This is a genomic window from Silvimonas soli (assembly GCF_030035605.1).
Classification (GTDB): Bacteria; Pseudomonadota; Gammaproteobacteria; order Burkholderiales; family Chitinibacteraceae; genus Silvimonas; species Silvimonas soli.
Genome location: NZ_CP106736.1, coordinates 2,848,437 through 2,860,875, shown reverse-complemented (window position 1 = coordinate 2,860,875; position 12,439 = coordinate 2,848,437). Strand labels below are relative to the sequence as shown.

General features: G+C 56.5%; 12 protein-coding genes. 8 read left to right on the top strand and 4 right to left on the bottom strand.

The window, feature by feature from the left end; all coding sequences use genetic code 11:
• Window positions 1-97: 97 nt before the first annotated feature.
• A complete protein-coding gene (locus N7220_RS13095; RefSeq protein ID WP_283147968.1) occupies window positions 98-418 on the bottom strand; it encodes an H-NS histone family protein in 321 nt (106 codons plus the stop codon).
• Between the two features lie 542 nt (window positions 419-960).
• Here N7220_RS13095 and argB point away from each other — a divergent pair.
• The 3 genes from argB (at window position 961) to N7220_RS13080 (ending at window position 3,114) form a co-directional block, all read left to right on the top strand.
• Window positions 961-1,839 carry an acetylglutamate kinase gene (gene argB, locus N7220_RS13090; protein WP_283147967.1) on the top strand — a complete coding sequence of 293 codons (879 nt, stop codon included), beginning with the start codon at window positions 961-963 and terminating at the stop codon, window positions 1,837-1,839.
• Between the two features lie 87 nt (window positions 1,840-1,926).
• The gene (locus N7220_RS13085) at window positions 1,927-2,361 is read left to right on the top strand and encodes a CBS domain-containing protein (protein WP_283147966.1); all 435 of its coding nucleotides are present in this window, start codon (window positions 1,927-1,929) and stop codon (window positions 2,359-2,361) included.
• Window positions 2,362-2,433: 72 nt separating this feature from the next.
• Window positions 2,434-3,114 (top strand): pyrimidine 5'-nucleotidase, encoded by a 681-nt coding sequence (locus N7220_RS13080; RefSeq protein ID WP_283147965.1) that lies wholly within the window; start codon window positions 2,434-2,436, stop codon window positions 3,112-3,114.
• Between the two features lie 7 nt (window positions 3,115-3,121).
• On the opposite strand, the gene N7220_RS13075 is transcribed toward N7220_RS13080, so the two are convergent.
• From N7220_RS13075 to N7220_RS13065, 3 genes are read right to left on the bottom strand one after another with little or no spacing between them, the layout of a single operon-like run.
• On the bottom strand, window positions 3,122-4,630 hold the full coding sequence (locus N7220_RS13075; RefSeq protein ID WP_283147964.1) for an ATP-binding protein: 1,509 nt from the start codon (window positions 4,628-4,630) through the stop codon (window positions 3,122-3,124).
• Window positions 4,623-5,336: a response regulator gene (locus tag N7220_RS13070; RefSeq protein ID WP_283147963.1), complete on the bottom strand. Its 714-nt coding sequence runs from the start codon at window positions 5,334-5,336 to the stop codon at window positions 4,623-4,625. Before N7220_RS13070 ends, N7220_RS13075 begins: the two co-directional genes overlap by 8 nt.
• A complete protein-coding gene (locus N7220_RS13065) occupies window positions 5,311-6,606 on the bottom strand; it encodes an ABC transporter substrate-binding protein (RefSeq protein ID WP_283147962.1) in 1,296 nt (431 codons plus the stop codon). Before N7220_RS13065 ends, N7220_RS13070 begins: the two co-directional genes overlap by 26 nt.
• Window positions 6,607-6,982: 376 nt before the next feature.
• On the opposite strand from N7220_RS13065, the gene N7220_RS13060 reads away from it, so the two are divergent.
• From N7220_RS13060 to N7220_RS13040, 5 genes are all read left to right on the top strand, one after another.
• Entirely contained in the window at window positions 6,983-8,236 is a 1,254-nt protein-coding gene (locus N7220_RS13060; protein ID WP_283147961.1) for an ABC transporter substrate-binding protein, read from the top strand.
• A gap of 378 nt (window positions 8,237-8,614) precedes the next feature.
• On the top strand, window positions 8,615-9,529 hold the full coding sequence (locus tag N7220_RS13055; RefSeq protein WP_283147960.1) for a carbohydrate ABC transporter permease: 915 nt from the start codon (window positions 8,615-8,617) through the stop codon (window positions 9,527-9,529).
• A gap of 15 nt (window positions 9,530-9,544) precedes the next feature.
• Window positions 9,545-10,387: a carbohydrate ABC transporter permease gene (locus tag N7220_RS13050; RefSeq protein ID WP_283147959.1), complete on the top strand. Its 843-nt coding sequence runs from the start codon at window positions 9,545-9,547 to the stop codon at window positions 10,385-10,387.
• A 77-nt stretch (window positions 10,388-10,464) separates the two neighbouring features.
• Window positions 10,465-11,592: an ABC transporter ATP-binding protein gene (locus tag N7220_RS13045; RefSeq protein ID WP_283147958.1), complete on the top strand. Its 1,128-nt coding sequence runs from the start codon at window positions 10,465-10,467 to the stop codon at window positions 11,590-11,592.
• 182 nt (window positions 11,593-11,774) lie between these two features.
• Window positions 11,775-12,431 (top strand): alanyl-tRNA editing protein, encoded by a 657-nt coding sequence (locus N7220_RS13040; protein ID WP_283147957.1) that lies wholly within the window; start codon window positions 11,775-11,777, stop codon window positions 12,429-12,431.
• The last annotated feature ends 8 nt before the right edge of the window (window positions 12,432-12,439 follow it).

Genomic DNA, 12,439 nt, shown 5'->3' with positions numbered 1-12,439 from the left:
TGCCAGCAAGGCCACACCAAACAGCTTGCCGGCCAATCCGCACACAATAAAAAAAGGCAGCCATTGCGGCTGCCCTTTTCTAGATTGCGCGGCTAAATCAAACGCGCAAATCGTCCAGCGAGTTACCACCGTTGAGCCAGTCAATGGCCCATTGCGGCTTGCGACCACGGCCCGACCAGGTCTGGTTGTGATCTTGCGGATTGCGGTATTGCGCCTTGCTGGTAGAAGCGGCTTTCTTGCCAATCTTCTTGCCTTCCAGACCCAGTACTTCATTCAGCGAGAAGCCCTTGGCTGCTGCCAGTTGTTGCAATTCGTTGATCAAGGTGACCTTGTCGGTTTCCTTGCGACGAACAATTTCGGTCTCGAGGTCTTTTTGCAGCTTGTACAGTTGTGGCAGATTCAGGCCGGACAAATCCATTTGGTTGCTCCTTGGTTCAGTCAGCAATGGTGTTGGGTTGATGCATTGCGCAAAACCTGCCAGCAGGTAAATCTGGCAACACACCATCAAGTGTTTCCGGTGGTTTAACGCCGGCGTGTGTGTGATTGCGCGCACGGAAGAAATTAATGCATGAACTGATTATGCATGTTGCTTTTTATCTATTCAAGCCCGGATTTTATTTGCCGGCGATAAGCCGGGCAATTATTGCAATTGATCTACCGTGAGGTTAATCAGCAATTGTTTATCCAGAGTTGCATTTTCTGGCCAATGCACAGACTTAAAGCACCGGCAAATTCCGACCGTATCGATTGTAATATCAGCTATGCAGCAGATTAGCCTGGTTACCGTCAGGTTCAAGACCAACGCATTTGGTAATAATTCCCGGAACTCATAAATCTTTAACCTGACGCTGCCAGATTGGCCAGACCGTGCGAGAAAAGCCCGTGCTTGTTTTGTCGATTAGACGGCGCACACTGGTACAATTGCCGCCATCCGAACCTTGTATTGATTGGGAAGCAGTCATGACCGATATCACCGCGCAACAGAAGGCTGAAGTCTTGTCCGAAGCGCTGCCTTATATCCAGCGTTTCTTCGATAAGACCATTGTCATCAAGTACGGTGGCAACGCCATGATTGATGAAGAGCTGAAAGAAGGCTTTGCCAGCGACGTGGTTTTGCTCAAGCTGGTCGGCATGAACCCGGTGATCGTGCATGGCGGCGGACCGCAAATCAATGAACTGCTGGATCGTATTGGCAAGAAGGGCGAGTTCATCCAGGGCATGCGCGTGACTGACGCCGAGACGATGGATGTCGTTGAAATGGTGCTGGGCGGTCACGTCAATAAAGAGATTGTGTCGCTTATCAACAAACATGGCGGCAAGGCCGTCGGGTTGACCGGCCAGGATGGGCACTTTATCAAGGCGCGCAAGATGTACCTGAAGGGCGCCAACGAAGATGAATTGATCGACATCGGCCAGGTGGGCGAGATTGAAAGCATCGATCCATCCATCGTGGCGCATCTGGATGCGCATGACTTCATTCCGGTGATTGCACCGATTGGCGTGGATCGCGAAGGCGAAAGCTACAACATCAACGCCGATCTGGTCGCTGGCAAGCTGGCCGAAGTGCTGCACGCCGAGAAGCTGATCCTGATGACCAACACCCCCGGCGTGCTGGATAAAGCGGGCAACCTGCTGACTGGCCTGACCGCCCAGAAAATCGATGAACTGTTCGCGGATGGCACGATCTCTGGCGGCATGTTGCCCAAGATCTCCTCTGCGCTGGACGCAGCCAAAAACGGTGCCAAGACCGTGCATATTATTGATGGTCGCGTTAAACACGCGCTGCTGCTGGAGGTACTCACCAGCCAGGGCGTAGGCACGATGATCCGCGCCGGTTAACTGCTGTATTTCCCTGGGGTGGTTGCAAGCTGGCGTGCGCAGTCTAGATTAATAGAACCTTCGTAGTCGCCCCGGGAGAGCTACATCATGAAGACCGCACATCATCTGCTCGCAGAAAAAGCTATACACGGAACTATCACCGTGAACCCGCAAGCCACGGTTTATCAGGCTTTGCAGGTTTTGGCCGATAAAAATATCGGCGCTTTACTGGTTATGGAAGCCGACGAACTGGTCGGGATTTTTTCCGAACGGGATTACGCCCGTAAAGTGGTGCTGATGGGCAAGACATCCGCCGGCACGCCGGTTTCGGAAGTCATGACCTCCAAGCTGATTTACGTCACACCCAATACTTCGGTCGACGAATGTATGGCGATCATGACCGACAAGCACATTCGCCACTTGCCCGTGTTGGGGCCGGAAAACGAAGTGCTGGGCATGTTGTCGATTGGCGACCTGGTGCGCGAGACCATTGCGCAGCAGGAATTCACCATCAAGCAACTGGAAACCTATATTCACGGATAACGCGGTTCGCCAAGTCGAGCCCCACCTCACCCAAAGCCGGTTAATAGCCGGCTTTTTTTGCCGCTGCGACTAATGCATAACTCCAAACACCCGGTCTGGCTCTTTGATCTGGATAACACGCTGCACGACGCCAGTCGCCATGCTTTTCCGGTGATCGATGCCGCCATGACCCGATTCCTGGTGGAACGGCTGGCTCTGGATGACGCGGCCGCAACGGCCTTGCGGGTAGGTTATTGGCAGCGTTACGGGGCCACGCTGATTGGCTTGCTGCGGCACCATCCACACATTGATCCGCATGAATTTCTCGCGCTGACGCATCCGCTGGACATCTTGCTAGCCAGCTTGCACCCCATGCCAGGGTTGCAGCGTACGCTGGCGCAATTGCCGGGGCGAAAAATCCTGTTTACCAATGGTCCGCAAGCCTACGCCGAGGCCATTTTGCGCGGGATAGGCGTAGCGTCCGAGTTTGAAGCCGTTCATGCGATTGAACACGGCGGCTTCAGCCCCAAGCCACATATGCGCTCGTTCCGGCATTTACTGCACGCGTATCAATTGCAGCCAGCCGATTGCGTCATGGTGGAAGATACCGTGGCCAATCTGCACACGGCGCGGCGGCTGGGAATGAAAACGGTCTGGTTACGGCGGCATCGCAGTGGTCACGCGAGCGTGGATATCGTATTGCGGCGGCTGGCAGAGTTGCCGGCACGCTGGCGTGACTGGTGCGCCGCGCACGCCCACGACCACACCAGCTAACGCTGCCCTACAAGCTCGCCTCGGTCAGCGGTATCGCTACTTCATCCTTGCCTTTGGGCAACAGAATCGTCGCCACCAAGCCACCCCGTGGATGGTTCGCCAGCAACAGATCCCCACCATGCGCATGCACGATATTGCGCGCAATCCCCAAACCCAAGCCCATGCCATTGCTGTTGGATGAGCGCCCGTGTTCCAGTCGCAAATACGGCTGGAACAGCGACGGCAGCGCTTCTTCTGGCACGCCGGGACCGTAGTCGCGGATGGTCAGTTCGACTTGCGCATCGGTGCGCGTCACCAACACCTCGGCGCGGCCACCATAGAACAGCGCGTTATCCAGCAAGTTGCCCACTGCGCGCTTGATTGCCAGAGGCCGGACAAATACCGTGACCGGGCCACCGGCAAAGGTAGCGTCTTTACCGGCCAGTTGCGCGCCGTCCACCAGGCGTTCAATCAGCTTGTCCAGCCGCATATGCACCGGATTTTCGTGGATATCGGTGTCTTTCACGCTTTGCAGCGCACCCTTGACCATCACGTCCAGATCATCCAGGTCTTCGTGGAACTCCGCCCGGGTCTGGTCATCGTCGAGCATTTCGGTGCGCAGTTTCAAGCGGGTGATTGGCGTGCGCAGATCGTGCGAGATCGAGGTAAACAACCGCTCGCGATCTTCCAGATAACGTTGGGTACGTGCGCGCATGGCGTTAAAGGCGCGGGCGGTTTTGACGTATTCGCGGCTGCCGGATTCGGGCAGCGGCACCAGCGGCATACCTTGGCCAAACGCTTCTGCGGCGTTGGACAGCGCGGCAAACGGCTTGGTCATCCAGCGCACCACCAGCAACGACAGCAGCAATACCACACCGACGGTAATCAGCAGCAGCACGATGCGGTCATGCGCCAGCGGCTGATCGCTTTCCATAAAGTACGGATCGGGCATCAACGTTGCCAAGTAAAGCCAGTTGCCCGGCTCGATCTCGGCCTGAATCACCAGAATCGGCGCCGGGCGTGGTTTGACCACCAACGTGTTCTGCACCCAGCCATCAGGCAGGTCATCCAGCGTAATGCCATCATCGGTGACCGGCAGGTTGTCGGGCCAGGCAAAGCCCACCTGAAAATCCAGCAGCTTGGCGTATTCGCGATGCAGTACCTCCACCACGCGACCACGCACGGCATCGGCCAGTTGCGAGCCTTTAATCTCCTCAATCTTCACCTGATTGCGGTTTACGCTCACGAAGAAGCGCGTGCCGCCCATTTCGCGTAACTGGTCGATCAAAATGGGGCGATAGTTGGGCGGCAGGCTACGAAAGAAACGCAGTGCGGCGGCGGCGCTGCCACCAATATGCTCGGCCGCATCGAGAGCCTCGGTGGCCACTTTCTGGCGCAACTGGCTGGCCCAGATCAGATTGCCAACCACTTGGGTGAGCAATACGCCCATCACCATCACGATGGTCAGTCTCCCGAGCAGCGACGACGGAATCAACCGCCGCAGCCAGGAACGCGGACGCGGGGACGACTCAAGCATGGCTGGCAGCAACCTCGGCAGAGAATACGTATCCCGCACCGCGCACGGTTTTGATCAGCGCCGGTTGCTTGCCGTCATCCAGCAAGCGCTGGCGCAAGCGGCTGATTTGCACATCCAGCGAACGGTCCAGCGGCCCCAGATCACGACCACGCGTTTCTTCGGCCAGCACGCTGCGATCCAGAATCTCGCCCGGATGTTCCACCAGATACTTCAGCAACTGAAAATCCAGCCCGGTCAGTTTGACGGTTTCGCCCAGCGGATCGGTCAGCGTGCGTTCCACGGTATCCAGCGCAAAGCCGTTGAAGCGGTAGAAGCGTGGCGGCGCGCCGTTTTCCACCCCGGCCCGGCGATGAATCGCCTTGATACGGGCCAGCAGTTCGCGCGGATTGTACGGCTTGCCCAGATAATCGTCGGCGCCCAGTTCCAGCCCGACGATGCGGTCGGTGTCGTCGGCGCTGGCGGTCAGCATGATCACTGGCATGTTGGAGCGTTTACGGATGTGTGCGCATAAGGCAAAGCCGTCGGTGTCGGGCAACATGACGTCCAGAATCACCAGCGACAACTCATCTTTGTAACGCTCGAATTCGGTCATGAAACTGGCGCCATCGTGCGCCAGCCGCACTTCATACTGGTTCTTTTCCAGGTACGCTTTCAGCAGCGCTCTGGTTTTCTGGTCATCATCAACGACCAGTATCTTGCGAGTCATAACTGTTTCCTTCCTGCGACAGAGCGCGGACTACCGACGCAATGCGGCGCTGTAATTCTGAAGTCGGGATGTGATCATCCATGAAATAACGGCGGATCAGGCTGACTATCGCATCCTTGAGCGCTTCGTCCGTGGCCATGCGGTGCACCAGGCTAGGCGCCTGCACCGCAGCACCGCGGGCAAAAGCCATCCACGACTGGCGCGCACATGGGTCTAGCGTGGACGGATCGACATCGCGCCGCACGGGCACCGAGCCTTTGATACGGTTGTAACCAGCCTGAACCTGCGGCGAAGCCACCATCAGTGCCAGCTTTTCTTGCGCGGCCTGATTGCCGTAGTCGCCGGTGAACATCACAAACGTATCAATACTATATAAGTGCGCATCCGCCGTCCCGGGCACGGCGATACAGCCAAACTGGTCGCCCGGCGTCAGCCCTTGCGCCTGGAGTTCGCCTTTACCCCAGTCGCCCATGATCCACATAGCGGCTTTGCCATGCGCCAGATCGCTCGCCTCGTCCTGCCATGGCCGTTCACTCAGCTGTTGCGGCATCCAGCGTTTGAGTTTGCGCAGGCGTTCCAGCGCCCGCGACACTCGTGGGTCAAACCAGGAATTGGCGTTACGTCGCACTAGCAGATCACGATAAAACGCCGGGCCAGTCTCGGACAACAACAGCGTTTCGAACAAGGTGGCGATTTGCCAGGGCTCGGTACTTTGCGCCAGCGGCGTCACGCCAATACGCGAAAACGCTTCGGCAGCATGATCAAAGTCCGCCCAGGTATGCGGCGGCGCCAGACCCAGCTTGGTAAACAGACCCTGGTTGTAAAACAGTGTGTTGATACGATGAATACCCAATGGCGCCGCCACCACGTGGCCACGCAGGCGAATCAGGCTATTGACCGTGGGGAACAATTTGTCATTCCAGTTGCCCCGCCGTGCCACGTTGTCCAGTTCCAGCAACAAGCCCAGATCGGCCCATTCGGAGATGGCCGGGCCGATCAGCTGTGAGGCATCGGGTGCTTTACCCAGCAGCACACGGCTTTTCAGTACCTTCATGGCGCCGACCCCGGCGCCGCCCGGAATGGCGGCATCTTGCCAGGTAACGCCTTCATCCTGCAGTCGATCAGCCAGGTAATCGGCCGCTTTGCGTTCGCTGGCAGATGTCCACCAATGCAGTACGTTCACGGTGTCTTGCGCTTGTACTGGCGGACTAAAACACAATGCCCCAACCAGCAATGCGCATGCGCCTAGCGTTCCCGGCGGGCGCCACACTCCCCTTGTCCGGCCTGTGTTTATCCCCATTTCCCCTGGCCCCGTGTTTTTTCGTCGCAGAATAACGTAACGATGCAACCTGATTTGTAAAGAAAGATTGCGATTACTTGCGATCTCTAGTTATGCATTTTTGAGCATCATCGCCAGAACCCTTGATTGCCACAAGCAATTAGCCGAAATAGCTTCATTCCAACGTAATTAAACGTAACAACAGAGCTTACTCACTCCGTTAATTTTCACATAATAATCAACATGTTATTTTATTTAACAACGCGGTAACAAGTGCTTTTTGTGTCACGCAAGGGTGGGTGCTAATTTCCGGTCACGCCCCCAGAACATGAAACAGGGGTTCAACCGGATCTGAGGAGATCGACCGATGCAAAGCAAGAACATCATGCGTGGCGCCATTGTCGCCGCGCTGTTGGCTGCAGGTGCTGCCCACGCTGGCACCCTGACCATCGAAAGCTGGCGTACCGATGACAAAGGTTTGTGGGAAGACGTGCTGATTCCGGCATTCCAGAAACACTACCCGAACATTCAGGTCAAGTTCGCACCGACCGCTCCGACCGAATACGATTCCAGCCTGAACGCACGCCTGACTGGCGGCACTGCCGGTGACCTGATTACTTGCCGTCCGTTCGACAAGTCCCTGGATATGTACAACAAGGGCTACCTGGAAAAGCTTAATGGCAAGAAGGGTCTGGAAAACTTCCCGGCTTCGGCCAAGGTAGCTTGGGAAACCGACGATGGCAAAGCCACCTTCTGTGAGCCTATCGCTTCCGTGATCCACGGCTTCTTGTACAACAAGAAAATCTTCAAAGAACTGGGCCTGTCCGAGCCAAAGACCACTGATGACTTCTTCAAAGTCATGGACAAGGTCAAGGCTTCCGGCAAATACACCCCGCTGGCTCTGGGTACCAACGATCAGTGGGAAGCCAGCCAGATCGTTTACACCAGCATTGGTGCTCCGTACTGGAAGGGCGAAGAAGGCCGCAAGGCTCTGATCGCTGGCAAGGAAAAGTTCACTGATCCGGCCTTCGAACAGCCACTGGAAATCGAAGCCAAGTACGCACCGTACCTGGCCAAGGGCTACAGCGCACAAACCTACGCTGACACCCAAAACCTGTTTGCTTCGGGCAAGGCTGCTGTGGTTGCTGCCGGTTCGTGGGATATCGGTTACTACAACCAGAACGCACAAGGCTTTGAACTGGGCGCTTTCCCGCCACCAGTCCCTAAGGCTGGCGACAAGTGCTACATCTCGGATCACACCGATCTGGGCATGGGCGTGAACAGCAAGTCCAAGAACAAGGACGACGCTTACAAGTTTGTGGAATGGCTCGGCTCGCAAGAATTTGCTGACCTGTACACCAACAAGGTCACCGGCTTCTTCTCGCTGTCCAACCACCTGATCGCTGTGAAAGATCCGGTTGCCAAAGAGTTCCTCGACTGGCGCAAGAGCTGCGGTTCCACCATCCGTGTGAACGCGCAGATCCTGAACCGTGGCACGCCGAACCTGGAAAACGAACTGTGGAACGTGAACTCGCAAGTTCTGAACGGCAAGCTGTCGCCTAAGGATGGCGCCGCACGCCTGCAGTCCGGTCTGGCCAAGTGGTACAAGCCAGCGCAATAAGCTCTGGCTGATAACTAAAAATATTGAAGTTGTCGCTGTGCTGTTGTTGCGATGAAGGAAACCGGTCGGCGGGATTGCCCCATGAGTCCCGCCCGGCTCCGGCGCGAGGGAGAACGTGCCGGGGCTGCCGGAATCTTGAAGTTGTTGTGTAGTTTGTTCTTCCTCTCCATACCCTCGACTGTGAGTTGGGCCGGCGGCAGTCGCCGCCGGCGTTTTTTTTGCCTGTTTCCCGGAGCTGGCGCAGAGATCCGTTAGCTGCGACTGATCCGGAAATATAAATAATCTGTAAAGGGTTGCCCGCAAGGCCGCCTGCCAGCGACCCCGGCCCCGGGACCAGTGGCAGCACACTTTGTTGGTGATTCAAGGGGAGTAATAGCCATGAAACGTAAGTTTCCCTGGCATATCGCGGTCTTTCTGGCCCCGGCATTTCTGATTTACGCCGTCTTCAGCGCCTACCCGCTGGTTGATACCTTGCGCCTGAGCTTTTTCACCACCGCCGACAGTGGCGCGCAAACGTGGGCCGGGCTGTTGAACTATCGCTCGCTGCTGCTTGATCCATCGTGGTCCGAAGGTTTCTGGGGCGCGATGCGTAACAACTGCAAGTTCTTCTTGGTGCATATGTGCATCCAGAACCCGCTGGGCCTGTTGCTGGCGGCGCTGCTGAGCATGCGCGGCGTGAAGTTTGCCAAGGCCTACCAGACCGCCATCTTTCTGCCCACGCTGTTGTCGGTGGTGATCATTGGCTTTATCTGGCAATTGATCTTGTCCCCGCTGTGGGGCGTGTCCGAAAAAATGATGGGTTGGGTACACCTGCAGGACTTCTTCGCGCCATGGCTGGGCCAGGAAGAAACCGCGCTGTACACCCTGAGCTTGATGTCGGTGTGGCAGTTCGTCGGTATCCCGATGATGCTGATCTACGCCGCGCTGATCGCGATTCCCGATGACATCATCGAAGCCGCTTATGTCGAAGGCGCATCGTCATGGCGCATTTTCTGGACAATCCGCGTACCGCTGATTCTGCCGACACTGGGTCTGACCACCATTCTGACCTTCGTCGGTAACTTCAACGCATTTGATTTGATCTACTCAGTCAAAGGCGCGCTGGCTGGCCCGAACTTCAGTACCGACATCTTGGGTACCTACTTCTACCGCGCGTTCTTTGGTTACCAGTCACAAATCGGCAGTCCGACCATGGGCGCCGCAGTGGCCACGCTGATGTTCCTGGTAATCCTGCTGGGCGTGGGTGTGTATTTCTACTTTATCCAGCGCAAGCTGCAACGTTTCAGTTTCTAAGGGAGGCATCAAACAATGGCACAAAACAAAGCTTCCCGTTGGGCTAGCGCGGGTTTTACCCAGGTCATTCTGGCGGGCTACACGCTGCTGGCGTTGTTCCCGATCGCGCTGATCCTGATCAACTCCCTCAAAAGCCGCGCCGGCATTTTTGATGATCCACTGGCGCTGCCGAACTCCGATACGTTCTCACTGATCGGTTTTCAGAAAGTGCTGCACGAATCGCACTTCACGCTGTACTTCGGTAACAGCCTGACCGTGACGATTACTTCACTGGTGCTGATCTTGCTGTTTGGCGCGATGGCCGCCTGGGCGCTGTCTGAATACAAGTTCAAGGGCAGCCGCATCCTGGCGTTGTTCTTTGCTTTCGGCATCATGGTGCCGATTCGCCTGGGCACGGTGTCGATCCTGAAGTTGATGGTGAGCCTGCAACTGGTAAACACGCTGACTGCGCTGGTGCTGGTCTACGTGGCGCAAGGTTTGCCGCTGGCGATCATGATTCTGAGCGAGTTCATGCAGCAGATTCCCAAAGAACTGAAAGAAGCCGCCCGCTGTGATGGCGTGGGTGAATTCAAGATTTTCTTCCAGGTGATCCTGCCGCTGATTCGCCCTGCCGTTGCGACCGTAGCCGTGTTTACCATGGTGCCGATCTGGAACGACTTGTGGTTCCCGCTGATTCTGGCGCCGGGCGATGAAACCAAAACCGTGACGTTGGGCGTGCAGCAGTTTATTGGTCAGTACGTGACCAACTGGAACGCGGTACTGGCCTCGCTGACCTTGGCCGTGCTGCCGGTGCTGATCATGTACGTGTTCTTCTCCCGGCAACTGATTCGCGGCATTACCGCCGGTGCCGTGAAGTAAGCGCCCCAACCTGCATCGAATACCGAATATGAATATTGCATGAGGCCACGCATGGCCGCATGCCCAAGGAGTTAGCAATGTCCCATGTTTCGCTGAAGAACCTGACCAAGTCCTACGACGGCAAAACCAATGTGCTGTCCGGGATCAATCTGGAAATCAACGACGGTGAATTCGTCGTGCTGGTCGGCCCGTCGGGCTGCGGCAAATCCACGCTCTTGCGCATGGTCTGTGGTCTGGAAGAAATCACCTCGGGCGATCTGGAAATCGATCACAACCGCGTGAACGATCTGCCCCCTGCCCTGCGCGGCATCGCCATGGTGTTCCAGAGCTACGCGCTCTACCCGCACATGAATGTGTACAAGAACATGGCGTTTGGCCTGAAAGTGGCTGGCAAAACCAAAGACGAAGCCGATACCCGTATCCGCAACGCCGCCAAGATTCTGAAAATTGACCACCTGCTGGAACGCCTGCCACGCGAATTGTCGGGTGGTCAGCGTCAGCGTGTGGCGATTGGTCGTGCCATCGTGCGTGAACCCAAGCTGTTCTTGTTTGACGAGCCGCTGTCCAACCTGGACGCTGCGCTGCGCGTACAAACCAGGCTGGAAATCGCCAAGCTGCACCGCGAACTGGAAGCCACCATTGTTTACGTGACACACGATCAAGTCGAAGCCATGACCCTGGGCGACAAGATTGTGGTGATGCACGACGGACTGATCCAGCAAGCGGGTTCGCCGCTGGAACTGTACCAGCAGCCATCCAACCTGTTCGTGGCCACCTTCATTGGTTCGCCCAAAATGAACCTGCTGGAAGGCGTGGTGGAATCTGCAGCGGCGGATCACCTGATCGTGACCTTGGCTGGTGGCCAGAATGTGCGCGCTGAGGTCTACGGTGCCAACGCGACCGTGGGTGATCGCGTCACCGTGGGCATTCGTTCCGAACACCTGTGGGAAGACAGTAACGGCAGCGAGCGTTTCTCCGGCACGGTAGATCTGGTCGAACATCTGGGCGAATCCAACTTCTTGTATCTGACCCTCTCAACCGGTCAGAACCTGACCGTACGTGGTCATGGTGATCGTGAAGTGAAGATTGGCGATGCGATCAGCATCTCGGCTCCGTCAGCCGCGTTCCACGTGTTTGATCGGGATGGCAAGGCGTTCAAGCGCCTGAAGCCGGGCAATATGGTTGCCGCCAAACGCGTTGCTTAACCATGCCGCAAACAAAACCGCACTGACTGTGTTGCCCGACCTTGGCGTACTCATTGTACTGTCTGCGGTCAGGCGTCGTGTCAGAGCGCCTTTGTTTGCGGCCTGTTCGTTGAACTGGCCAAAATCAACGCCTTGCGCGATAGTCGTGCAAGGCGTTTTTATTTGCGGCACGCATACACCCCATGACTCACAAACAGTTCTGGCAAGACCCCTACCAAACCCGGCTGCAGACACGCATTACCAGCGTGAATGGCGCGTTGGTTACGCTGGAATCCACCATTTTCTATGCCCTGTCTGGCGGGCAGGAAAGTGACAGTGGCACGATTGGTGGGCATATCGTATTGCAAGCCAGCAAAGCCGACCACGATATCGTTTATACCTTGTCCGACAACCATGGCCTGAACGCGGGTGACTCGGTGCAGGTCGAGATCGATTGGGAACGCCGTTATCGCCTGATGAAGCTGCACTTTGCCGCTGAAATCATTCTGGAGCTGATCTACCAGCGCTTGGGGCCAGTGCAGAAAATTGGCGCGCATATCGCCGCCGACAAGGCCCGCATTGATTTTGAATGGCCGCAAAGTATTGCTGGGGAGTTTGCCTGGCTACTGGAACAAGCCAACACCATCATCGCCAGCAATCAAGTCATTCTCAGCGCCTGGAGTGACGAAGCCGCGCAGCGCCGTTACTGGAAGATTGCCGAGTTTGGCGAAGTACCCTGCGGCGGTACGCATCTGCACCGCACCGGCGAAATCGGCGCGATTGCGCTCAAGCGCAAGAACATCGGCAAGGGCAAGGAGCGGGTGGAGATTTATCTGGACACCTGTAGCCCGGATTCATAATCCGGGGC

Excerpts from the sequence above, each read along its gene's own strand:
- N7220_RS13060 (WP_283147961.1), top strand. The coding sequence starts at position 6,983 with ATGCAAAGCAAGAACATCATGCGTGGCGCCATTGTCGCCGCGCTGTTG.
- N7220_RS13045 (WP_283147958.1), top strand. The coding sequence starts at position 10,465 with ATGTCCCATGTTTCGCTGAAGAACCTGACCAAGTCCTACGACGGCAAA.
- N7220_RS13040 (WP_283147957.1), top strand. The coding sequence starts at position 11,775 with ATGACTCACAAACAGTTCTGGCAAGACCCCTACCAAACCCGGCTGCAG.
- N7220_RS13070 (WP_283147963.1), bottom strand. The coding sequence starts at position 5,336 with ATGACTCGCAAGATACTGGTCGTTGATGATGACCAGAAAACCAGAGCG.
- N7220_RS13075 (WP_283147964.1), bottom strand. The coding sequence starts at position 4,630 with ATGCTTGAGTCGTCCCCGCGTCCGCGTTCCTGGCTGCGGCGGTTGATT.
- N7220_RS13085 (WP_283147966.1), top strand. The coding sequence starts at position 1,927 with ATGAAGACCGCACATCATCTGCTCGCAGAAAAAGCTATACACGGAACT.
- N7220_RS13095 (WP_283147968.1), bottom strand. The coding sequence starts at position 418 with ATGGATTTGTCCGGCCTGAATCTGCCACAACTGTACAAGCTGCAAAAA.
- argB (WP_283147967.1), top strand. The coding sequence starts at position 961 with ATGACCGATATCACCGCGCAACAGAAGGCTGAAGTCTTGTCCGAAGCG.
- N7220_RS13080 (WP_283147965.1), top strand. The coding sequence starts at position 2,434 with ATGCATAACTCCAAACACCCGGTCTGGCTCTTTGATCTGGATAACACG.
- N7220_RS13055 (WP_283147960.1), top strand. The coding sequence starts at position 8,615 with ATGAAACGTAAGTTTCCCTGGCATATCGCGGTCTTTCTGGCCCCGGCA.
- N7220_RS13050 (WP_283147959.1), top strand. The coding sequence starts at position 9,545 with ATGGCACAAAACAAAGCTTCCCGTTGGGCTAGCGCGGGTTTTACCCAG.